Source organism: Pseudomonas sp. DWP3-1-3b3, from assembly GCF_049896305.1.
GTDB classification, from domain to species: domain Bacteria; phylum Pseudomonadota; class Gammaproteobacteria; order Pseudomonadales; family Pseudomonadaceae; genus Aquipseudomonas; species Aquipseudomonas azotoformans_A.
In genome coordinates, this window is record NZ_JAFCUA010000014.1 from 97,564 (window position 1) to 118,040 (window position 20,477).

The 20,477-nt window shown below is 59.9% G+C and carries 21 protein-coding genes; 10 read left to right on the top strand and 11 right to left on the bottom strand.

The window, feature by feature from the left end; all coding sequences use genetic code 11:
- Nucleotides 1–25: 25 nt before the first annotated feature.
- Nucleotides 26–1,276, bottom strand: a complete 1,251-nt coding sequence (kynU, locus tag ACP7BX_RS28480) for a kynureninase (RefSeq protein ID WP_177075119.1) — start codon at nt 1,274–1,276, stop codon at nt 26–28.
- Between the two features lie 144 nt (nt 1,277–1,420).
- Here kynU and ACP7BX_RS28485 point away from each other — a divergent pair, with 144 nt between their 5' ends.
- On the top strand, nt 1,421–1,894 hold the full coding sequence (locus ACP7BX_RS28485) for an Lrp/AsnC family transcriptional regulator (RefSeq protein ID WP_016974903.1): 474 nt from the start codon (nt 1,421–1,423) through the stop codon (nt 1,892–1,894).
- A gap of 104 nt (nt 1,895–1,998) precedes the next feature.
- On the opposite strand, the gene catA is transcribed toward ACP7BX_RS28485, so the two are convergent.
- The 3 genes from catA to ACP7BX_RS28500 are packed head-to-tail and all read right to left on the bottom strand — an operon-like array spanning nt 1,999 to nt 4,400.
- The gene (gene catA, locus ACP7BX_RS28490) at nt 1,999–2,928 is read right to left on the bottom strand and encodes a catechol 1,2-dioxygenase (protein WP_426131008.1); all 930 of its coding nucleotides are present in this window, start codon (nt 2,926–2,928) and stop codon (nt 1,999–2,001) included.
- 41 nt (nt 2,929–2,969) lie between these two features.
- On the bottom strand, nt 2,970–3,260 hold the full coding sequence (gene catC / locus ACP7BX_RS28495) for a muconolactone Delta-isomerase (protein ID WP_038845065.1): 291 nt from the start codon (nt 3,258–3,260) through the stop codon (nt 2,970–2,972).
- A gap of 12 nt (nt 3,261–3,272) precedes the next feature.
- Nucleotides 3,273–4,400 (bottom strand): muconate cycloisomerase family protein, encoded by a 1,128-nt coding sequence (locus tag ACP7BX_RS28500; protein ID WP_426131006.1) that lies wholly within the window; start codon nt 4,398–4,400, stop codon nt 3,273–3,275.
- A 114-nt stretch (nt 4,401–4,514) separates the two neighbouring features.
- Here ACP7BX_RS28500 and ACP7BX_RS28505 point away from each other — a divergent pair, with 114 nt between their 5' ends.
- Complete coding sequence (locus tag ACP7BX_RS28505) at nt 4,515–5,390, top strand: LysR family transcriptional regulator (protein WP_177075116.1); 876 nt, start codon at nt 4,515–4,517, stop codon at nt 5,388–5,390.
- Here the strand turns inward: ACP7BX_RS28505 and ACP7BX_RS28510 are convergent.
- On the bottom strand, nt 5,387–6,373 hold the full coding sequence (locus ACP7BX_RS28510) for an AraC family transcriptional regulator (RefSeq protein WP_314533941.1): 987 nt from the start codon (nt 6,371–6,373) through the stop codon (nt 5,387–5,389). The two genes, ACP7BX_RS28505 and ACP7BX_RS28510, sit on opposite strands and share 4 nt — an antisense overlap.
- 312 nt (nt 6,374–6,685) lie before the next feature.
- Here ACP7BX_RS28510 and antA point away from each other — a divergent pair, with 312 nt between their 5' ends.
- The 4 genes from antA to ACP7BX_RS28530 all read left to right on the top strand — a co-directional run bounded on the left by antA (nt 6,686) and on the right by ACP7BX_RS28530 (nt 11,188).
- On the top strand, nt 6,686–8,077 hold the full coding sequence (gene antA, locus ACP7BX_RS28515) for an anthranilate 1,2-dioxygenase large subunit (protein WP_126571425.1): 1,392 nt from the start codon (nt 6,686–6,688) through the stop codon (nt 8,075–8,077).
- Nucleotides 8,077–8,568, top strand: coding sequence for an anthranilate 1,2-dioxygenase small subunit (gene antB, locus ACP7BX_RS28520; protein ID WP_426131003.1), 492 nt, complete (start codon nt 8,077–8,079; stop codon nt 8,566–8,568). The genes antA and antB overlap by 1 nt, the downstream gene beginning before the upstream one ends.
- Before the next feature lie 137 nt (nt 8,569–8,705).
- Nucleotides 8,706–9,713, top strand: coding sequence for an anthranilate 1,2-dioxygenase electron transfer component AntC (gene antC, locus ACP7BX_RS28525; RefSeq protein WP_426131001.1), 1,008 nt, complete (start codon nt 8,706–8,708; stop codon nt 9,711–9,713).
- Between the two features lie 71 nt (nt 9,714–9,784).
- Nucleotides 9,785–11,188 (top strand): amino acid permease, encoded by a 1,404-nt coding sequence (locus ACP7BX_RS28530; RefSeq protein WP_426130999.1) that lies wholly within the window; start codon nt 9,785–9,787, stop codon nt 11,186–11,188.
- 141 nt (nt 11,189–11,329) lie between these two features.
- Here ACP7BX_RS28530 and kynA read toward each other — a convergent pair whose 3' ends face one another.
- Both kynA and kynB read right to left on the bottom strand, forming a co-directional pair.
- Nucleotides 11,330–12,187: a tryptophan 2,3-dioxygenase gene (kynA, locus tag ACP7BX_RS28535; RefSeq protein WP_016974893.1), complete on the bottom strand. Its 858-nt coding sequence runs from the start codon at nt 12,185–12,187 to the stop codon at nt 11,330–11,332.
- Nucleotides 12,184–12,834, bottom strand: coding sequence for an arylformamidase (gene kynB / locus ACP7BX_RS28540; RefSeq protein ID WP_426130996.1), 651 nt, complete (start codon nt 12,832–12,834; stop codon nt 12,184–12,186). The genes kynA and kynB overlap by 4 nt, the downstream gene beginning before the upstream one ends.
- 240 nt (nt 12,835–13,074) lie before the next feature.
- Here kynB and ACP7BX_RS28545 point away from each other — a divergent pair, with 240 nt between their 5' ends.
- Both ACP7BX_RS28545 and ACP7BX_RS28550 read left to right on the top strand, forming a co-directional pair.
- Nucleotides 13,075–13,419 (top strand): cupin domain-containing protein, encoded by a 345-nt coding sequence (locus ACP7BX_RS28545; RefSeq protein WP_010206533.1) that lies wholly within the window; start codon nt 13,075–13,077, stop codon nt 13,417–13,419.
- Between the two features lie 123 nt (nt 13,420–13,542).
- On the top strand, nt 13,543–14,253 hold the full coding sequence (locus ACP7BX_RS28550) for an SIR2 family NAD-dependent protein deacylase (protein WP_426130994.1): 711 nt from the start codon (nt 13,543–13,545) through the stop codon (nt 14,251–14,253).
- Between the two features lie 47 nt (nt 14,254–14,300).
- On the opposite strand, the gene mmsB is transcribed toward ACP7BX_RS28550, so the two are convergent.
- Nucleotides 14,301–15,188 carry a 3-hydroxyisobutyrate dehydrogenase gene (mmsB, locus tag ACP7BX_RS28555; RefSeq protein WP_426130992.1) on the bottom strand — a complete coding sequence of 296 codons (888 nt, stop codon included), beginning with the start codon at nt 15,186–15,188 and terminating at the stop codon, nt 14,301–14,303.
- A gap of 15 nt (nt 15,189–15,203) precedes the next feature.
- Complete coding sequence (locus tag ACP7BX_RS28560; protein WP_426130990.1) at nt 15,204–16,721, bottom strand: CoA-acylating methylmalonate-semialdehyde dehydrogenase; 1,518 nt, start codon at nt 16,719–16,721, stop codon at nt 15,204–15,206.
- Nucleotides 16,722–16,850: 129 nt separating this feature from the next.
- Here ACP7BX_RS28560 and ACP7BX_RS28565 point away from each other — a divergent pair, with 129 nt between their 5' ends.
- Both ACP7BX_RS28565 and ACP7BX_RS28570 read left to right on the top strand, forming a co-directional pair.
- Nucleotides 16,851–17,798 carry a LysR family transcriptional regulator gene (locus ACP7BX_RS28565; protein WP_426130988.1) on the top strand — a complete coding sequence of 316 codons (948 nt, stop codon included), beginning with the start codon at nt 16,851–16,853 and terminating at the stop codon, nt 17,796–17,798.
- 326 nt (nt 17,799–18,124) lie between these two features.
- The gene (locus ACP7BX_RS28570) at nt 18,125–18,415 is read left to right on the top strand and encodes a DUF3077 domain-containing protein (protein WP_426130986.1); all 291 of its coding nucleotides are present in this window, start codon (nt 18,125–18,127) and stop codon (nt 18,413–18,415) included.
- 45 nt (nt 18,416–18,460) lie between these two features.
- On the opposite strand, the gene ACP7BX_RS28575 is transcribed toward ACP7BX_RS28570, so the two are convergent.
- Together ACP7BX_RS28575 and ACP7BX_RS28580 are read right to left on the bottom strand one after the other, a co-directional pair.
- On the bottom strand, nt 18,461–19,408 hold the full coding sequence (locus tag ACP7BX_RS28575) for a LysR substrate-binding domain-containing protein (protein ID WP_426130984.1): 948 nt from the start codon (nt 19,406–19,408) through the stop codon (nt 18,461–18,463).
- Nucleotides 19,408–20,256, bottom strand: coding sequence for an EamA family transporter (locus ACP7BX_RS28580; protein WP_426130982.1), 849 nt, complete (start codon nt 20,254–20,256; stop codon nt 19,408–19,410). Before ACP7BX_RS28580 ends, ACP7BX_RS28575 begins: the two co-directional genes overlap by 1 nt.
- Between the last annotated feature and the right edge of the window lie 221 nt (nt 20,257–20,477).

Consider the following 20,477-nt stretch of genomic DNA (forward strand, 5'->3'; position numbering starts at 1 on the left):
ATTGCACAGGTGGTCGGTAGGTGTGTCAGGTGACGCTGTTGCGGACTTTGAATTGCGGCTGGTCCCAGGTGTGGTTGTCGAGGATGTCGCCAAGGATTTCCACAGCGTCAAACACCTCGGTAAAGCTCGTGTACAACGGCGTAAAACCAAACCGCATGATGCGCGGCTCACGGTAATCACCGATCACCCCACGGGCGATCAAGGCCTGGATCACCGCGTAGCCTTCAGGGTGTTCGAAGCTCACATGGCTACCACGCCTGGCGTGCTCGCGTGGGGTGATCAACTTCAAGTCATGGGCAGCGCAACGGGCTTCGACCAACGCGATAAACAGGTCGGTCAACGCCAGGGACTTGCTGCGTAAACTCGCCATATCGGTTTGGGCAAAAATCTCCAGGCCACATTCAACCATCGCCAGCGAAGTGATCGGCTGCGTGCCACACAGGTAGCGAGCGATACCGGCACTCGGTGCATAAGTCGATTCCATGGCGAACTGCCGGGTATGCCCGAACCAGCCTGACAACGGCTGACGTACCACATCCACCAACGCCGGGTTGACCCACACAAACGCCTGGGAACCCGGGCCGCCGTTGAGGTACTTGTAGGTGCAGCCGATCGCATAATCGGCGCCGGCCTGATGCAGGTCGATAGGCACCGCGCCGGCCGAATGCGCCAGGTCCCAGATACTCAACGCGCCACACTCATGGCTCAAGGCGGTCAGCGCCTGCATGTCGTACATGTAGCCGGTCTTGTAATTGACGTGGGTGAGCATCACCACCGCCACGTCCTGATCGATCGCCTGGGGCAGTTCGTCCGGGCTGTTCACCAGGCGCAGGGAATAGCCCTGTTGCAGCAGTTCAGCCAAGCCTTCTGCGATGTACAGGTCGGTTGGGAAGTTGCTCGCCTCGCTGACGATCACCTTGCGATGCGGCTGGCGTTGACGCTGCACGGTCAATGCGGCGCTCAGCACCTTGAACAGGTTGATCGAGGTGGTATCGGTGATCACCACTTCGTTGTCACGCGCGCCAATCAACGGCGCCAGGCGATTGCCCAGGCGCTGGGATAAATCCGCCCAGCCGGCGGCGTTCCAGCTGCGGATGAGCCCGTTGCCCCACTCTTCGGCAATCACCGCCTGCGCCCGCGCCAACGCCGCCACCGGGCGGGCGCCGAGGGAGTTGCCGTCGAGGTAGATCACGCCCTCCGGCAAGGCGAACTGGCTGCGCAACGGTGCCAGCGGGTCCTGGGCGTCGAGGGCTTGGCAATGGCTTCGAGGGGTCATGGGCGGTCCTGGTTTTTATAAGTAAGAATGGACCAAATAATGAACGAAGTTTTAGAGAATTTTCGTGCAAAGTGAGTAGCAACAGGCTAATTAAGCTGTAGGAAATTCGAATTTAACCCCCAAACACGCGGATTTATTCTAACCATGATTCTCGACGCCACCGACCTGCGCCTCCTGCATTTCCTGCAACAGGATGGCCGCATCAGCAACCAGGAACTGGCGGAAAAAGTCGCGCTGTCGCCGTCCGCCTGCCTGCGCCGTTTGCGCTTGCTGGAGAGCGAGGGAATCATCAGCGGCTACCGCGCAGTGCTGAATGCGGAGCAATTGGGGATCGAGCTGGAGGCCATCGTCCACCTGTCCTTGCGCCAGGATGTGGAGGATTGGCATGAGACGTTCATCAAGAAAGTGCAGGGCTGGCCGGAGGTGGCCAGCGCCTACGTGATCACCGGCGCCAGCAACTATGTGCTGCGGGTGCAGGCGCGCAATCTCAAGCACTTCTCGGACTTTATCGTGAACCACCTGAACCGCACGGCGGGGGTGATGGATATACGCTCGGAGATTGTGTTGCAGAAGATCAAGGATCGGGATGAGGTGTTGGACCTGGTTATCCGCAAATAGCCCCAACACCACCGCACTCTGTGGGAGCTGGCTTGCCTGCGATGACGGTGGTGAATGCACCATTGCTATCGCAGGCAAGCCAGCTCCCACATTTTTAACCGCGTTTAGTCTTCGAGGGCGCGCACGCGCTGCATGCGCTTTTGCTCTACCGGCGCATCAGCGACCTGCAATTCAAAGTCAAAATCAATCTGCGCAAACCGCCCTTCCACACCAAACTCGCGGGCCAGCTGCGGATCTTCACTGAAGCGAATCTCGGCGATCAACTCATCCCGCGTCGCATAGGCAAAATCATCATGCAGGTACGGGTCATCCGACAGGTTGATCTGCGTGGTCAGGTGTCGATGCCCCGGCGCCGAAATGAAGAAGTGAATATGCGCCGGCCGCTGCCCGTGGCGCCCCAGTTGATCGAGCAGTTGCTGGGTCGGCCCGGTCGGCGGGCAGCCGTAGCCCGACGGCACGATACTGCGAAACCGGTAGTTGCCCTGGGCATCGGTCTCGATGCGTCGGCGCAGGTTGAACTCCGATTGCGTCGGGTCAAACCATGAATAGGTGCCACCGGTATTGGCCTGCCACACGTCCACAATCGCCCCCGCCAGCGGCTTGCCCTCGGTGTCACGCACTTGCCCGCGCATGAACAGCGGCACCGCGTCGTCCTTGCCATCATCCAGTCGCGCCTCATACTTCGACAGCGGCGCACCGGCCACATACAAGGGGCCTTCGATGGTGCGCGGCGTACCACCGGATTTGCCGGCTTCCTCGTCGGCGGCGTCCATCAACAGGTCGAGGTAATGCTCCAGGCCCAGCCCGGCGGCGAGCAAGCCGGTTTCCTGGTGCTTGCCCAAGTCGTTCAGATAGTTGACCGCCTTCCAGAACTCTTCCGGGGTCACTTCCAGGTCTTCGATGATGTTCACGGTGTCGCGCAGGATCCGGTAGATCAACGCCTTGGTACGCGGGTTACCGCCGTCATTGAGGTTGCCGCTGGCTTCTTCGAGAAACTGTTGGGCATGGGCAGTCTGGGACAGTCGGATGGACATGGTGCATTCCTCATCTTGTAGTTATTAGGGTGAAAACCGGCTTAGCGGTCATCCTCATGGATCGACGACGGGTGACGGCACAGGGCATTCACTTCGATGGCCATGTAGGGGAAAAGCGGCAGTTGCATCAGCAGGTCGTGCAGGTCCTGCACGCTGTCGACATCGAACACGCTGTAGTTGGCGTAATGCCCGGCGATGCGCCACAGGTGGCGCCATTTACCTTGCTGTTGCAGGCGCTGCGCCAAGGCTTTTTCTTCGGCCTTGAGCGCAGCGGCGCGCTCGGGATTCATATCGAGGGGCAGGTTCACGGTCATTTTTACGTGGAACAACATGGCAGGCGCCTCTTAGTGTTTGTCACGACGGAAGAACGCCAGGCGCTCTTCATCGATGGCCAGGCCCAGGCCCGGTGCGGTGGAAACATGCAGTTGGAAATCGCGGTACACCGGCGGTTCGGTGAGGATGTCTTCGGTGAGCAACAACGGGCCGAACAACTCGGTGTCCCACGCCAGTTTGTTCAGCGTGAGAAAGGCATGGGCCGAGGCCAGGGTGCCGATGCCGCCTTCGAGCATGGTGCCGCCGTACAGGCCGATGCCCGCCGCTTCGGCAATGGCGGCCGTACGCAATACGGCGCGCGGGCCGCCGTTCTTGGCGATCTTCAACGCAAAGACCGAGGCCGCACCTTCGCGGGCCAGATTGAAGGCATCCTCGACGCACTCGATGGATTCATCGGCCATGATCGGCGCCGGGCTCGACAGGTTGAGCCGCGCCATGCCGCCCCGGTTGTTGCGGGAGATGGGTTGTTCGATCAGGTCGATTCCGTTGTCGCCGAGCACCTTGCAGGCACGCAGTGCCACCGCTTCATCCCAAGCCTGGTTGACGTCGACGCGCACACTGGCGCGGTCGCCCAGGGCTTTTTTGATGGCAATCACATGGGCCAGGTCTTGGCTGACTTCACCGGCGCCGATCTTCAATTTGAAAATGCGGTGGCGGCGCAGGTCGAGCATCTTTTCCGCTTCGGCAATGTCCTTTTCCGTGTTGCCGCTGGCCAGGGTCCAGGCCACCGGCAAGGCATCGCGCACACGGCCGCCGAGCAGTTCGCTGACCGGCAGGTTCAAGCGTTTGCCCAGTGCATCGAGCAAGGCGCTTTCGATCCCGGACTTGGCAAAGGTGTTGCCGCGAATGCTGCGTTCCAGGCGCAACATGGCCGCGTTGATATTGCTCGCGTCCTGGCCGATCAGCAGCGGCGCGAAGTGGCGGTCGATGTTGATCTTGATGCTGTCGGGGCTTTCGTTGCCGTAGCTCAGGCCGCCAATGGTAGTGGCTTCGCCGATGCCCTCGATGCCGTCGGCGCAGCGCAGGCGGATGATCACCAAGGTCTGGTTTTGCATGGTGTGCATCGCCAGCTTGTGCGGGCGAATGGTGGGGAGGTCGACGATGATCGTGTCGATCGACTCGATGGCGCAAATCGGCATGGCTATACCCGTTGGGTTCTTTTTAGGTTTGAGCCGATTCTGTGCCGTATTTTTAAAGGCTTCCAATATAGAATGGGTCTGAAGCAATACCCTCAAGGTATGAAAGGAGTGGTTATGGAATTGCGTCATCTGCGCTATTTCCAGGTGCTGGGGGAAACCCTGAACTTCACCCGCGCCGCCGAACGTTTGCACATCGCCCAGCCGCCGTTGAGCCGGCAGATCCAGCAACTGGAAGATGAGTTGGGGGTGATCCTGCTGGAGCGTGGCCGACCGTTGCGGCTGACCGAAGCCGGGCGGTTTTTCTATGAGCATGCCAACGTGCTGCTGGAACAGCTGAGCAAGGTCTGCGACAACACCCGACGCATCGGCCAAGGCGAGAAGACTTGGCTGGGCATCGGCTTTGCGCCCTCGACCTTGTATGGCGTGCTGCCGGAACTGATCCGCCGGCTGCGCACCCATGAGGCGCTGGAGCTGGAGTTGGGGCTGTCGGAAATGACCACCTTGCAGCAGGTCGAAGCGCTCAAGGCCGGGCGCATCGATGTGGGGTTCGGGCGGATTCGCATCGACGACCCGGCCATTGTCCAGCGCGTGCTGGTGGAGGATCGGCTGGTCGCCGTGCTGCCTGCCGGCCACCCGTTGCTCGATGCGCCCGCCACCCTCGCCCAACTGGCCGCCGAACCCTTTGTGCTCTACCCCGGCAACCCGCGCCCCAGCTACGCCGACCATGTGATCGCGCTGTTCGACGCCCATGGCCTGAGCCTCAAGGTGGCGCAGTGGACCAACGAATTGCAGACCGCCATTGGTCTGGTCGGCGCCGGCATGGGCGTGACGCTGGTGCCCGCCTCCGTGCAGGTGCTGCACCGCGCGGACATCGGCTACACGCCGGTGGTGGAGGCCACGGCGACCTCGCCGATCATCCTCAGCCGACGGGTGAATGACCAGTCGCCGGGGCTCAGTCATTGCCTGCAACTGGTGGAAGAGTTGATCTAGCCACGCAGGCGCCGGGCATCATTGCGCTGCAGCGTCTGGCTCGGCGACTCATCGAACAGCTTGCGATACTCCGCCGAAAACCGCCCAAGGTGGGTAAAGCCCCAGCCCAGGGCAATCTCGGAGATGGTGCTGGTGGAGCCCTGTTCAAGGATGGCCTGGCGCACCGCAGACAGCCGATGCTTTTTCAAATAGGCCATCGGTGACAGCGCAAAGTATTTGCGAAAGGCATCAAACAACTTGAACCGCGATACGCCAGCCGCGGCCTCCAAGTCTTCCAGATGCACGGCGTCCCGAGCATTGTCGTGGATGTACTGGCGCGCACGGATCAGGTAATGCGGCAGTTTCACACCGAGGACATCGCGCAGCTCTTCGGAGTAATTGTTCGGCTGGGCCAGGATCAGGCCCTTGATCAGCGAGCTTTCCAGGTCACGGGTAAACGCTGGTTGCTCATACAATTCACTGCCGTGTTCCAACTCCGCGATGAAGTAGCGTGCCATGCGCCACCACGCCGCCGAAGCGCCGTCCACCGCGTCCATCACCGACTCAAAGCGCAGCGGCGCCTCAATCGGCCGTTGCAGCAAACCTTCCAGCGACTCACTCATCGCCGCCCGCGTGATCACCACCTGCAACTTGCGGCAGTCGCCGGAAATCGCCAGCACCTGATGCTCGTTGGGCGAGATGATCACGCCCTGGTCGCGGTTGGAGCTCAGGCGCTCACCGTTCTTGCTCAACTCCTGCTCGCCCACCAACGGCAGGCTCAGGCTGTAGCTGCTGAAGTGCTCGGCGTCTTCGATGTCGATGGTCACGTCGGTGCCGTATTCGATGACGCCCAAGGTGGTGGCGCGGGACTTGAACATGTTGGCACTGTGGTGGAAACGCAGGCGCTCGGGCGTGGCGGTGGCCAGGCGATGGGGCCCGCAGATGCCGGACATCCAGCTGCGTGCGCCTTCCAGGTCGAAGCGTTGAATCGTTTGGCTGCTCATCAGGGTGCACCCACGGCGGTTAGGCTGTTGCGCGCTCTGGCGGCGCGTCGTTTTGTTGTTTGACAGCAAATAATGCGCCACGCCGGCGCAATGGCCAGCGGGTGGATAGCAAAGGTCGACTAAGTGGATAAGCCGCCGACTTTTGCGGCCATTGCCTTGCCAGACAGTAGCGCATCCCGTCACCGCTGCGCACCGGGTTGGGTATTTGCTGCCCAATTATCCGGCGCAGGTTCCCCCACTAAGCGGATAGCCCGCGCCCTGCCCCGCTGCCTCTAATAAACCACCGATTAGCCCTATCAAAAGGTGCCTCCCATGAGTGGTGCAAGAAGCGTCGAGCAGTGGAAAACATTTATCGAAGGTTGTCTGGATTTTCGCCCGGCGGATGAGGTGTTCCGCATCGCCCGTGACATGTTCACCGAGCCGGAACTGTTCGATCTGGAGATGGAACTGATCTTCGAAAAGAACTGGATCTACGCCTGCCACGAAAGCGAACTAGCCAATAACCACGACTTCGTGACGATGCGCGCCGGGCGCCAGCCAATGATCATCACCCGCGACGGCGAAGGCCAACTCAACGCGCTGATCAACGCCTGCCAGCATCGCGGCACCACTTTGACGCGGGTCGGCAAGGGCAACCAGTCCACTTTCACCTGCCCGTTCCACGCCTGGTGCTACAAGAGCGATGGCCGGCTGGTGAAGGTCAAGGCGCCGGGGGAATACCCGGAGGGTTTCGACAAGGCGACGCGCGGGCTGAAAAAGGCCCGCATCGAAAGCTACAAAGGCTTCGTGTTCATCAGCCTGGATGTGGCGGGCACCGACAGCCTGGAAGACTTCCTGGGCGACGCCAAAGTGTTCTTCGACATGATGGTCGCCCAGTCCGCTACCGGTGAGTTGGAGGTATTGCCGGGCAAATCCGCCTACACCTACGACGGCAACTGGAAGCTGCAAAACGAGAACGGCCTGGACGGTTATCACGTCAGCACCGTGCACTACAACTACGTGGCCACGGTGCAGCATCGCCAGCAAGTGAACACCGAGAACGGCACCGGCGCAGGGAGCACCCTCGATTACAGCAAGCTCGGCGCGGGTGACGCCAACACCGATGACGGCTGGTTCGCCTTCAACAATGGTCACAGTGTGTTGTTCAGCGACATGCCCAACCCCAGCGTGCGCTCCGGCTACGCCACCATCATGCCGCGCCTGGTGGAAGAACACGGCCAGCCAAAGGCCGAGTGGATGATGCACCGCCTGCGCAACCTGAATATCTACCCGAGCCTGTTCTTCCTCGACCAGATCAGCTCGCAGCTGCGCATCATCCGCCCGGTGGCGTGGAACAAGACCGAGATCATCAGCCAGTGCCTGGGGGTGAAGGGCGAGTCCGACGCGGACCGCGAAAACCGTATTCGCCAGTTCGAGGACTTCTTCAACGTGTCCGGCATGGGCACGCCGGACGACCTGGTGGAATTCCGCGAGGCCCAGCGCGGTTTCCAGGGCCGGCTTGAGCGCTGGAGCGACATCTCACGCGGCAGCCATCGCTGGGAAACCGGCCCCACGCCGAACAGCGAAGCCATCGGCATCCAACCGGCCATGACCGGCACCGAATTCACCCATGAAGGCCTCTATGTGAACCAGCATCGCAACTGGCAGCAGTTCCTGCTCAAGGGCCTCGACAACCAAGCGCTGACATTGCGGGAGGTGAAGTGATGAATGCGCAACTGCAGTATCAGATCGAGCAGTTCTTCTACCGCAAATCCGAGCTGTGCGACGCCCAGGACTGGGACGCCTATGTGCAGTTGTTCGACCCGCAGAGCGAGTTCCACCTGCCGCAATGGGACTCGGAACACGTCTACACCCGTGATCCCAAGCGCGAGATGTCGTTGATCTACTACGCCAACCGCTCGGGCCTGGAAGACCGTGTGTTCCGTTTGCGCACCGGCAAAGCCGCGTCGGCGACACCGATGCCGCGCACCTTGCACCTGATCAATAACGTGCGCGTGGCGGAGCAGGCGGATGGAACGCTGGAGGTGAAATTGAACTGGCACACGTTGTTCTATCGATTGGCCATGTCGGAGCAGTTTTACGGGCATGCGACGTACAACCTCAAGCCGAATGGCGACAGTTGGTTGATCACACGCAAGCACGCGTTGCTGCTCAACGACACCATCAACTCGGTGCTGGATTTCTATCACCTTTGACAGCCGACTGTGACTTGTAGTGAGCGGGCTTGCCCCGCGCTGGGCTGCGCAGCGGCCCCAAAAGCTTGGGAGCGCTGCGCACTCCAGCGCGGGGCAAGCCCGCTCACTACAGTTATCCAATCCATGGAGAACGGTGGATGAATCACAAAGTAGCCTTCAGTTTTGCCGACGGCAAAACCCTGTTTTTCCCGGTGGGCGCCCATGAAATCCTGCTGGATGCGGCGCTGCGCAACGGCATCAAGATCCCACTGGATTGCCGTGAGGGTGTCTGCGGCACCTGCCAGGGCCGTTGCGAATCCGGCGATTACAGCCAGGACTATGTCGACGAAGAGGCGCTGTCCAGCCTCGACCTGCAACAGCGCAAGGTGCTCAGTTGCCAGACGCGGGTGAAGTCTGACGCGACGTTCTATTTCGACTTTGATTCGAGCCTGTGCAACGCGCCGGGGCCGGTTCAGGTCAAGGGCAGCGTGAACGCGGTGGAGCAGGTGTCGGCCAGCACAGCGATCCTGCGGGTGCAGTTGGATCAGTCGCTGGATTTTCTGCCGGGCCAATATGCCCGCCTAGCGGTGCCTGGCACGCACAGTTGGCGCTCATATTCTTTCGCCAACCTGCCGGGCAACCGCCTGCAATTTTTGGTGCGCCTGTTGCCCGATGGGGTGATGAGCAACTACCTGCGCGAGCGCTGCCAAGTGGGCGATGAGCTGTTGATGGAAGCGCCCCTCGGCGCCTTCTACCTGCGCCACGTCACCCAACCATTGGTACTGGTGGCGGGTGGCACCGGGCTGTCGGCCTTGCTGGGCATGCTCGATGAACTGGCGGCCAACGGTTGCGACCAACCGGTGCACCTGTATTACGGCGTGCGCGGTGCCGAAGACTTGTGCGAAGCGGCGCGCATCCAGGGTTATGCTGCAAAAATCCCGAACTTTCGCTACACCGAAGTCCTCAGCGCACCGTCAGAGGATTGGCCCGGCAAGCGCGGCTACCTCACCGAGCATTTTGACCTGGCCGAATTGCGGGACAGTTCGGCAGATATGTACCTGTGCGGCCCCCCTCCAATGGTCGAATCCATACAGCAATGGCTGGCGGATCAGGCACTTGATGGCGTTCAGCTGTATTACGAAAAGTTTACGCAGAGTAATATCTGACCCTCAGTACTTCTGAGGGGCAGATGCGGCGTGCACTCAACCCTGAGAACAACAAGTAGAAGGGAATGTTAATGGCGGATGACATGGTTAACCCGGTAGGCCTCAAGCGTGGCTTGAAGAACCGGCACATTCAGCTGATCGCCTTGGGAGGGGCGATCGGCACGGGGTTGTTCCTCGGCTCGGCCGGGGTGCTCAAGTCGGCGGGGCCGTCGATGATCCTGGGCTACGCGATTGCCGGTTTCATCGCGTTCCTGATCATGCGCCAGCTCGGCGAGATGATCGTTGAAGAGCCGGTGGCCGGTTCCTTCAGCCACTTCGCGCACAAATACTGGGGCGGCTACGCGGGCTTCCTGGCGGGCTGGAACTACTGGGTACTCTACGTGCTGGTGGGCATGGCCGAACTGACGGCGGTGGGCAAGTACATCCAGTTCTGGTGGCCGGAGATCCCGACCTGGGTCAGTGCACTGGTGTTCTTTGTCGCGGTGAACCTGATCAATACCCTGAACGTGAAGTTCTTCGGTGAGGCCGAGTTCTGGTTCGCGATCATCAAGGTGGTGGCGATTGTCGGCATGATCGTACTCGGCTGCTACCTGCTGTTCAGCGGCACCGGCGGCCCACAAGCCTCGGTCAGCAACCTGTGGAGCCACGGCGGGTTCTTCCCGAATGGCGGCATGGGGCTGTTGATGTCCATGGCGTTCATCATGTTCTCGTTCGGTGGCCTGGAGCTGGTGGGCATCACTGCCGCCGAAGCCAGCGAGCCGCGCAAGGTGATCCCGAAAGCGATCAACCAGGTGGTCTACCGGATCCTGATTTTCTACGTCGGCGCCCTGACCGTACTGCTGTCGCTGTACCCGTGGGACCAGTTGCTGCAAACCCTCGGCGCCTCGGGCGATGCCTACAGTGGTAGCCCGTTCGTGCAGATCTTCTCGCTGATCGGCAACGACACCGCCGCGCACATCCTCAACTTCGTGGTGCTGACCGCGGCGTTGTCGGTGTACAACAGCGGCGTGTACTGCAACAGCCGCATGCTGTTCGGCCTGGCCGAGCAAGGCGATGCACCGAAATCGCTGATGAAGCTGAACAAGCAAGGCGTGCCGATCCGCGCCCTGGCGATTTCGGCGCTGGTGACGATGCTGTGCGTGGTGGTCAACTACGTGGCACCGCAGAGCGCGCTGGAACTGCTGTTCGCGCTGGTGGTTGCCTCGCTGATGATCAACTGGGCACTGATCAGCATCACCCACATCAAGTTCCGCAAAGCCATGGGCGAACAAGGCCTGACGCCATCGTTCAAGACCTTCTGGTTCCCGTTCAGCAACTACCTGTGCCTGGCGTTCATGGTGATGATCATCAGCGTGATGCTGGCGATTCCGGGCATCAGCGAGTCGGTGTATGCGATGCCGGTGTGGGTGGGGATTATCTACATTGCCTACCGGTTGCGGGTTCGCAGGAGTAACGCGGTAGTGAACGCACAGTGATCCCTGTGGGAGCCGGGCTTGCCCGCGATGCAGGCGACTCGGTTTACCGTGAGACCGAGGTGATGCCATCGCAGGCAAGCCAGCTCCCACAGTTTTGAATGTGTTCCAAATGAAAAGCCCCGGTGATCCGGGGCTTTTTGTTTAGAGCGTTGAGCGTACTCGCCACAGCTCTGGGAACAGCACGGTATCTAGCATCTTGCGCAAATACCCCACCCCTTCCGTGCCACCGGTTCCCGGCTGAAAGCCGATAATCCGCTCGACCGTGGTCACATGGCGGAAGCGCCACTGACGGAACGAGTCCTCCAGGTCGATAAACTTTTCGGCCAACTGATACAAATCCCAATACCGGCTCGGATCGCGATACACCTCACGCCACGCCGCCTCTACCGATTCATCGTGGACCGTCGCGGCCGTAGGGTCGCGCTCGGCGCGTTTCGGATCAATCGCCAGGCCCGCCTTGACCATCAGGTTGATCGCCTCGTCATACAGCGACGGCGTGGCAATCGCCACTTTCAACTCGTTCAACAACTCCGGCCGATGGGCGTGGGGCCGCAACAGCGCCGCGCTTTTATTGCCGAGGATAAATTCGATCTCACGGTACTGGAACGACTGAAACCCCGACGACTGCCCCAGGAACGGGCGGATCGATTTGTACTCCGACGGCGTCATCGTCGCCAGCACCGCCCAGGCATGCACCAGTTGATCGAAGATCCGCGACACCCGCGCCAGCATCTTGAACGCCGGCGGCAGCTCGCCCAGGCGCACGTGTTCACGGGCGGCCTTGAGTTCGTGGAGCATGAGTTTCATCCACAGCTCGGACGTCTGGTGCTGGATGATGAAGAGCATTTCGTTGTGGTCCGGCGACAGCGGGTGCTGGGCGCTGAGGACTTTGCCCAGGTCCAGGTAATCGCCGTAGCTCATGGACTCGGAAAAATTCAGTTCGGCGTTATGCCATTCTTCCGGAGGTTGGTAATCGGCAGAGAAGGGACATTGGCTCATCGCGTAAGCTCCTTGAGCGGACGGAGAATGGCGCGGACCGGGCTCGCGTCCAGGTTGGCAAACCGCAGCGGCAGTGCGATCAACTCATAGTCGCCCTCGGGTACGTCATCGAGCACGATGCCTTCGAGAATCGCCATGCCATGGCGCGCCACAGCGTTGTGGGAATCCATGGTCTTGGACTGCTGCGGGTCCAGGGATGGCGTATCGATGCCGATCAAGCGCACACCCAGGCTGGCGAGCAGCTCGATGGTTTGCGGAGCGATGGCGGTGAAATTCGAATCCCATTCAGTCAGCGGCGCTTGTGGATAAGTGCGCAGCAGTACGCGCTCGGGCAAGTTATCCACACGGCCTTCCAACTGATGCGGCTGCACCAGCGCGCCGCTGTCCAGGCAATGCAGCACACGGCATGGCCCCAGGTACACATCCAACGACACCTCGCCAATCGGCGCGCCGTCCGCGCTGTAATGCAGCGGCGCATCCACGTGGGCGCCGGTATGTGGGGATAGCGTGATACGCCCGACATTCACCGGACACTCCGGGCCAAACTGCCACACACGCTCTTCCTGGAACGGCGTATCCCCCGGCCAGGTCGGGGTCGCCGTACTCAAGGGCGGGCTGATATCCCACCACGTTTTTATTGGGTTCATTTCAAGGCTCTCGGCGGTTACTGGGGTGAATGATACGAGGGCCTGCTGCGAATTTTCTTGCGAATTCTGGCGTGAAGCAGGAAATCTTTCGCACTTACTGCGAGGAAATGGCGGATTGGTGATGGGTTATATCAAATAAACACCGCTGCGCTTCTGGGCATCCCGATGTCGAGTTCAGACCACTGACCCAACGCCCAAGGCCTTAGGGTGGACCTTTCCATTCCCTGCCCTGGAGACATCATGTCCAAGCCCATCACCGTACTGCGCGACACCCATCCCCTGCCGGTCCTGGACGCCTGCAAATGGGAAAAACTCGAAGGTGACCCGCACACCGTCAACCTCAACGCCTACACCAGCGAAGACGGCAGCAAGATCATGGGCACCTGGATCTGCACCCCGGGCAAGTGGTACGTGGACTACGTGAAGTGGGAATACTGCCACTTCCAGGAAGGCTACTGCATCATCACCCCAGAAGGCCTGGAGCCGATTCATTTGCGGGCTGGGGATATCTTTGTGGTGGAGCCGGGGATGAAGGGGACGTGGGAAGTGGTCGAGACGGTGCGTAAGTATTTTGTGTTTGCGTGATTAAGTAGAGCCCGAAACGAGGAACACTCCTACAAAAAAACCGTCGCTAGCGACGGTTTTTTTGGGTCAGTATTTATGCCCTGCGCTCACAGAAGTTCGAGCGGAATGCGCGAGGCAACGTCCATGACCACTGACAAATGCAAACGAAAAATCGTCATCTTCACCGGCTCCGGCATCAGTGCCGAAAGTGGCCTGGACACGTTCAACGACGAAACCGGACTGTGGATGGACCATCGCGTCGAAGACGTCGCTACGCCAGAGGCATGGCGTAGGCACCCCACAGACGTGCTGGCGTTCTATAACGCGTTACGGTACAAGGCGTGGACTGCACAGCCCAATGCGGCGCACCGCGCCATAGCGGAGTTAGAACAGCAGTTTGATGTCGTGGTGATCACGCAAAACGTCGACGACCTGCACGAGCGCGCTGGGTCCACATGCGTTGTGCATCTGCATGGCCAAATCAACCTGGCGCAAAGCACGGTCGACGAGCAACTGATTTACAAGATCGACGATAAGCCGATCTTGCTCGGTGACACCTGTGAAAAAGGCAGCCAATTACGCCCCCATATCGTCTGGTATGGCGAAAATGTGCCGAATATCGACAAGGCGCTGCAGCACTTTAAAAACGCAGAGAAAGTGCTGGTCGTGGGCACATCACTGACCACTCAGCCGGCCGCAGGACTGGTTACAAAAGCCAGGCATTCTGCCGAAAAGGTCCTGATTGGATTGGCCGTTTCGCGTAAGCCCTACGGCTACGAATTCATGCGAGGAAAGGCATCAAGTCTGGTGCCTTATGTGGTGGGATGCTGGCTGAAAGGTCAAAAGGCTCGCTAATTGCAAAAAACCGGGAGCCACCCAAAGCCGGCTCCCGGAAAACGCCCCTATTTGGGCTTGCGATAGCTGTTGATAATCGCCGAGAAGTCCTTGCCCCCTTCCCCACGCTGGCTCATTGACTGATACAACTGCTGGGCCACAGCGCCCAGAATCACGGGTTGCTTGGCCTGACGCGCCGCTTCGGTCGCCAGGCCCAAATCTTTGAGCATCAGGTCGGCACCAAACCCACCGGTGTACCCCCGCGACGACGGCGCGGTTTCAATCACGCCCGGCCATGGGTTGTAGGTGTCGGAACTCCAGCAACGTCCGGTGGAGCTGTTGATGATGCCGGCCAGCACCTGGGTGTCGATGCCCAGCGCATCGCCCAACGCCATGGCTTCACTGACACCGACCATGCTGATCCCCAGCAGCAGGTTGTTGCAGATCTTGGCGATTTGCCCGGTGCCCACTTCACCGCAGTGCACGATGTTGCGGCCCATCTGCGCCAGCACCGGTTGCAGGGTGGCGAACAGTTCAGGGGTGGCGCCGACCATGAAGGTCAGCGTCCCGGCTGCGGCGCCGCCCGTGCCCCCGGAGACGGGGGCGTCGGCCACGGTCACACCTTGCTTGGCCGCCGCAGCCGCCACATCGCGGATGGTTTGCGGGTCGATGGTGCTGCAATCCACCGCCGGTACGCCTGGGCCGATGCCGGCGAGTACACCGTCTTCATTCAGCCACACGCTGCGCACATGGGCAGCAGCGGGTAGCATGGTGATCACCAGTTCAGCGCCCGTGGCCGCATCACGCGGTGAATCGCTGATGGTGCCACCCAGCTCGGCCAGCTCCTTGAGCACCGTCTGGTTCAAATCAAACAGGTTCAGCGCATTGCCGGCCTTGATCAGGTTGCGGGCCATGGGTGCGCCCATGTTGCCCAAGCCGATAAATGCAATCTTCATGGTCGTCTCCCGGAATCAGCGCAGGTTGATGGTGGTGTTGACGCCATCGTTGACCGTGTCGTCATCGAACCAGCGGCTGGTGACGGTTTTGGTCTGGGTGTAGAACTGCACCACTTGCTTGCCGTACGGGCCGAGGTCGCCAAGCTTTGAACCGCGCGAACCGGTGAAGCTGAAGAACGGCACCGGTACCGGGATCGGGATGTTGATGCCGACCTGGCCTACGTCGATTTCGCTCTGGAACTTACGCGCCGCCGCGCCGCTCTGGGTGAACAGGCCAGTGCCGTTGCCGAACGGGTTGGCGTTGACCAGGGCGATGGCCTCGTCGAGGGTCGCGACCTCAAGCACCACCAGCACCGGGCCAAAGATTTCCTGGGTATAGATTTGCATATCGGTGGTCACGCCCGAGAACAGGGTCGGGCCGACAAAGTTGCCTTGCTCGAAGCCCGCAACCTTGATGTCACGGCCGTCCAGCTCCAGCTTGGCGCCTTCTTTTACGCCGCTTTCAATCAGTTCCAGGATGCGTGCCTTGGCACGTTTGGAGATCACCGGGCCGACGTCGGTGCCCGCTTCACTGCCGGCGTTGACCTTGAGTTTTTGCGCCAGCGCTTTCAGGTCCGGCAACCATTGCTTGGACGCGCCCACCAGCACCACCACCGAAGTGGCCATGCAACGCTGACCCGCCGCGCCAAAACCGGCGCCGACCAGGGCATTGAGGGTGTGTTCGCGGTTGGCATCCGGCAGCACCACCGCGTGGTTCTTGGCGCCCATCATCGACTGCACACGCTTGCCGTGTTTGCCGGCCAGGTCATACACGTGAGTGCCCACAGCGGTCGAGCCCACGAAGGACACGGCCTTGATGTCTTTATGGGTGCACAGCGCATCCACCACATCCTTGCCGCCGTGCACCACGTTGAGCACGCCAGCCGGCACGCCAGCTTCCAGCGCCAGCTCCACCAGCAGCATGGTCGACAACGGGTCCTGCTCGGACGGCTTGAGCACGAAGGTGTTACCGCAGGCGATGGCCATCGGGAACATCCACAGTGGAATCATCGCCGGGAAGTTGAACGGAGTGATGCCAGCGCACACGCCGATGGGTTGGCGCAGGGTGTAGGTGTCGACGCCACCGGCTACGTTTTCAGCAAACTCGCCCATCTGCAGGGTGCCAATGGAGCAGGCGTGTTCCACCACTTCCAGGCCACGGAAAATATCGCCTTCGGCATCGGCAATGGTCTTGCCCTGCTCGTTGCTGAGCACCACGGCAATGCGCTTGGAATGTTCGCGGATCAAGGCTTGCAGCTTGAGCATGATGCGCATGCGTGCGCCGATCGGCGTCAGCTTCCAGGTCTGGAAGGCATGGTGGGCAGCGTCGATGGCAGTGTTGACTTCATCGGCAGTAGCGAACGGGACTTTGGCCAGCACCTCTTGGGTGGCCGGGTTGACGATGTCTTGCCAGTGGGTGGTCTTTGACTCGACCCATTCACCATTGATCAGCAGCTTGACCTGTTGCACGGAAATATCGGCAGAAGCGTTCATGTGGTCTCCAATCTTGTAGTTATGCAGAGACAAGGCGCGTGAATCGCCTTGGAAATGAGGCGTTCGGACTGTTTTTCGAGTATAGATGTGCAAATCTCTAATAAGAACGCACATAAAAGCCGGACCAATATGCAAAAAAACATCACGTCGCTGGGCTCCCTGAACTGGGATGACCTGAAGTTTTTCCTCGAAGTGGCCCGCACCCGCAAGGCCAGCGTGGCCGCCAAGCGCCTGGCGGTGGACTACACCACGGTGTCGCGGCGCATCAGTTCACTGGAAGTGTCACTCGGTACGCTGCTGTTCGAAAAATCCCGGACCAACGGCTTCGTCCTCACCCCCGAAGGCCAGCGCTTGCTGGGCTACGCCGAGTCCATCGAAAGCACCCTGCACATGGCCTGCGAGCAAGTCTCCGGCTCCGGCGTGGCGCTGTCGGGGCATGTGCGCATGGGCTGCACCGAAGGGTTCGGCAGCTTCTTCGTCACCCCGCAATTGAGCCACTTCGTCGACACCTACCCGGCCATCTCGGTAGATATCCTGCCCCTGCCCCACTTCATCAGCCTGTCCAAGCGCGAAGCCGACATCGTCATCGCCCTGGAACGCCCGGAACACGGGCCCTATGTGTGCTGCAAATTGTGCGACTACAAATTGCAGCTGTACGCGACCCAGGAATACCTCGACCAACACCCGCCGATCCGCAAACCGGCGGACTTGGCCGAACATCCATTTATCAGCTATGTGGATGACTTGGCGTTCAGCTCGGAGTTGCTGTACCTGGCCAACGTGGTGCCCGGCGCCAGCGCGAGTTTGCGCAGTACCAGCGTGATCGCGCAGTACGTGGCGGCGCAGCAAGGGCGGTCGATGGCGATATTGCCGTGTTTTTTGGCGGCGCAGGATCCACGGTTGTTGCCGGTGTTGGGGGAGCAGATTTCCATCACTCGCCAGTTCTGGATGTATTGCCGGGAAGATCTGAGGAAGTTGAAGCGGATTACGTTGTTGTGGGACTACATCAGGGAAGTGACGGAGCAGAATCAGGGGTTGTTGATGGGGGAGACCAGGGAGATCAGGTTCGCGGATTAAAGGGCCATCAACGATGATTCGCTTTAATTTGCAGGACGTTTCCTAGAGACTCTCTACCCCATTGCGCCTTACCGTTTGGGTCACTAGCCTCCTGACTTCGCTGCTCATCAGCGATCGGGTTTAGCGACTCGGATTAGTTGGGATGTGATGCCAAAGTATTGCCAGGCTTTTTACCTGTCTTTACCGTTTTATGGCGGCTGTACGCGGGAGACCTTCGGGTCTGCCGGGTTCCCAAATTTACCGGTTCGCTAACCCGTGTACAGCTGCCACCTCTTCATGTTTAGCGACATGCCGTGGTGACCCCTACTGCAAATTTGGGAAACATCATGTCAAAAATCGTCCCCGACCCACCGCTTTCCTCCATAACTACCCTCGGCGTCGTCACCTTCGGCGATTACGGCGAAAACGAAAAACCCCTGTTCCGCGTCAACGCCGGCATGCCGATTGAGGAAGCGTTAGAGCACGCCTCCACCCTGCTTTTCTACTCCAAGAAACTCGCGATGGAAGCCGCCATGGATGTGCGCGGCGAGCAATACGCGTGGGCCGCGCATTACCTGTGTGAAATGGGCAAGGCCGTGGTCGATGACCTGACGCAAGCGATGACACCAAGCCGTTAAGCGAACACCGTTCGAATGCGGGAGGAGCCCTGCTCCTCCCAACATTTAAACGGCGGTGGTCCCGGCTATTTGTGGATACCGAGCCCGAACTTCGCGCAGGAACTCACCCGCACGGGTCTTGAGCCATTCAATCAGACGCGCAATATCCGGCTCTGACTGCCGCCCATTTCGACAAATGATGTAGTAGGCCGCTGGGGACATCATCACGGGGCTTTTCAACGCAACCAATGCACCGTTTTCCAATTGGTCATACACCAACGCAGTCCTGCCCAGCGCAATCCCTGTGCCCTTTACCGCCAGACTGATCGCCAGGCTCGAATCCGGAAAGCGCGGCCCATGGTGATAAGGCGGCGTCGGCAGGCCCTGAAACGCAAACCAGCTTTCCCACCCCGGACACACCTGATCGTCAACCCTATGAATCAGCGGGTATTGGGCCACATCCCCCGGCGCGATATCCCCCTTCAACCGTAGAAATTCCGACGAGCAGACGGGGAACACCGCGTCACGCATCAGCAGTTCAACATGATGATCCGGGTAATCGCCATACCCCATCACCACCGCGACATCGTATTGATGCGCTTCCAGACTGGTGCTGCTGATGTCGGCGCTGGTCAACACCAGATCAAGGTTGAACGAAGCCTCAGTGTGAGAGCCGTGCATCCTGGGGATCAGCCATGTCGAACAGAGCGAGGACGTGCATGAGACGTACAGCGGTCGGGACTTTGCGGGGTTGAGTGAATGCAAGACCCCATCCAGCGCCTTGAAAAATCCGTCGGTGACCGGCAACAAAGCCTGCCCTGCTGACGTCAGCTTGACGCCGCGCGAATGCCGCTCAAACAACTGCACGCCCCACCATTCCTCCAAGCCTGCAATTTGATGGCTGATGGCGCTGGCAGTGAGGTTAAGCTGCGACGCCGCACGCGCAAAGCTACCGGTTTGCGCAGCGCTGACGAACGCTTGAAGCATCGGAGTGGGAGGCGGACGCTGGGCCATCAGGTGCTCACTTTGATCAAGATGATCCCGCAAACAATGACGAATGCCGACAGCATCCGTCGCCAACCGAACCGTTCGTGAAAGAACAGCGCGGCAATAATGGCGCCGATAATAACACTGGTTTCCCGCAGCGCTGAGACCTTGGCCACCGCGTCCAGCGACAACGCAAACAACACCAATCCGTAAGACGCCAGGTAAAAAACACCGCCTAACAGACCAACTCGCCAATGCCCACGTATCGCACACACCAAGGTCGAACGCTCCCTGGAAAACGCCAGCACCGGGATCGGAATGCTCTGGAATACCGTCAGGTAGATGATGTATTGCAACACCGTTTCACTGGCTCTCACGCCTTTGGCGTCCACCACCGTGTAAGCCGCGATAAACGCCCCGGCACACACCGCCATCAGGATCGGCTTGAGCATCTGCGCCGTCATCCTGCGCACAAAGGTCAGGCTGATGATGCCCACACAAATCAACACCACACCCACCAGCGCCTCGCGTGACAATTGCTCATGCAACATAAAGTAGGAAAACAGCGCGACCAATACGGGCGGAATCCCTCGCATCACCGGGTACACCTGCCCGAAATCACCCGTTTCGTAGGCTTTGATCAGAAATAACCGATAGACCGTATTGAGTCCCACGGAGACGAGGATGTAGCCCCACACCTCCAGGCTCGGCACGCTGACAAACGGCAACGCCAACAGGCATATCACCAGCGCGGTGCCATCCACCATGGCCAAGGTCATGAAGCGACTGCTGCCGGCGCGGACGACAGCGTTCCAGGTGGCGTGCATGAAGGCTGAGATCAAGACCAGCGTGATCGCGATATCGGAGTTGTCCATGGGGCTCGGCTTGTGGCAGGTATCGGAGGATTTGAATGATGAGCTTTGGAACGACTCAGAGCGGCCATTTAACTAAGCCGACTTCGTGCGAAAAAGCGAAACCTCGTCAGCCTAGCCATCAACATTCGTCATGGCAGAGCATTCCTAAGGAGTCATTACTTAGCGAACGCTGTTTCAGGCACACCGCAGAAACAACTGTGGGAGCTGGAGTGCCAGCCCCC

What these genes read in the sequence shown, in the direction of transcription:
- antC (WP_426131001.1), top strand. Translation starts at nt 8,706, where the DNA reads ATGAATCACAAAGTAGCCTTCAGTTTTGCCGACGGCAAAACCCTGTTT.
- kynA (WP_016974893.1), bottom strand. Translation starts at nt 12,187, where the DNA reads ATGAGCCAATGTCCCTTCTCTGCCGATTACCAACCTCCGGAAGAATGG.
- kynU (WP_177075119.1), bottom strand. Translation starts at nt 1,276, where the DNA reads ATGACCCCTCGAAGCCATTGCCAAGCCCTCGACGCCCAGGACCCGCTG.
- ACP7BX_RS28510 (WP_314533941.1), bottom strand. Translation starts at nt 6,373, where the DNA reads ATGAGCAGCCAAACGATTCAACGCTTCGACCTGGAAGGCGCACGCAGC.
- ACP7BX_RS28560 (WP_426130990.1), bottom strand. Translation starts at nt 16,721, where the DNA reads ATGAACGCTTCTGCCGATATTTCCGTGCAACAGGTCAAGCTGCTGATC.
- ACP7BX_RS28580 (WP_426130982.1), bottom strand. Translation starts at nt 20,256, where the DNA reads ATGGACAACTCCGATATCGCGATCACGCTGGTCTTGATCTCAGCCTTC.
- mmsB (WP_426130992.1), bottom strand. Translation starts at nt 15,188, where the DNA reads ATGAAGATTGCATTTATCGGCTTGGGCAACATGGGCGCACCCATGGCC.
- antB (WP_426131003.1), top strand. Translation starts at nt 8,077, where the DNA reads ATGAATGCGCAACTGCAGTATCAGATCGAGCAGTTCTTCTACCGCAAA.
- ACP7BX_RS28500 (WP_426131006.1), bottom strand. Translation starts at nt 4,400, where the DNA reads ATGCCGATTTGCGCCATCGAGTCGATCGACACGATCATCGTCGACCTC.
- ACP7BX_RS28565 (WP_426130988.1), top strand. Translation starts at nt 16,851, where the DNA reads ATGCAAAAAAACATCACGTCGCTGGGCTCCCTGAACTGGGATGACCTG.
- catA (WP_426131008.1), bottom strand. Translation starts at nt 2,928, where the DNA reads ATGTCCATCCGACTGTCCCAGACTGCCCATGCCCAACAGTTTCTCGAA.
- catC (WP_038845065.1), bottom strand. Translation starts at nt 3,260, where the DNA reads ATGTTGTTCCACGTAAAAATGACCGTGAACCTGCCCCTCGATATGAAT.
- ACP7BX_RS28505 (WP_177075116.1), top strand. Translation starts at nt 4,515, where the DNA reads ATGGAATTGCGTCATCTGCGCTATTTCCAGGTGCTGGGGGAAACCCTG.
- ACP7BX_RS28550 (WP_426130994.1), top strand. Translation starts at nt 13,543, where the DNA reads ATGACCACTGACAAATGCAAACGAAAAATCGTCATCTTCACCGGCTCC.
- antA (WP_126571425.1), top strand. Translation starts at nt 6,686, where the DNA reads ATGAGTGGTGCAAGAAGCGTCGAGCAGTGGAAAACATTTATCGAAGGT.
- ACP7BX_RS28545 (WP_010206533.1), top strand. Translation starts at nt 13,075, where the DNA reads ATGTCCAAGCCCATCACCGTACTGCGCGACACCCATCCCCTGCCGGTC.
- ACP7BX_RS28570 (WP_426130986.1), top strand. Translation starts at nt 18,125, where the DNA reads ATGTCAAAAATCGTCCCCGACCCACCGCTTTCCTCCATAACTACCCTC.
- kynB (WP_426130996.1), bottom strand. Translation starts at nt 12,834, where the DNA reads ATGAACCCAATAAAAACGTGGTGGGATATCAGCCCGCCCTTGAGTACG.
- ACP7BX_RS28530 (WP_426130999.1), top strand. Translation starts at nt 9,785, where the DNA reads ATGGCGGATGACATGGTTAACCCGGTAGGCCTCAAGCGTGGCTTGAAG.
- ACP7BX_RS28485 (WP_016974903.1), top strand. Translation starts at nt 1,421, where the DNA reads ATGATTCTCGACGCCACCGACCTGCGCCTCCTGCATTTCCTGCAACAG.
- ACP7BX_RS28575 (WP_426130984.1), bottom strand. Translation starts at nt 19,408, where the DNA reads ATGGCCCAGCGTCCGCCTCCCACTCCGATGCTTCAAGCGTTCGTCAGC.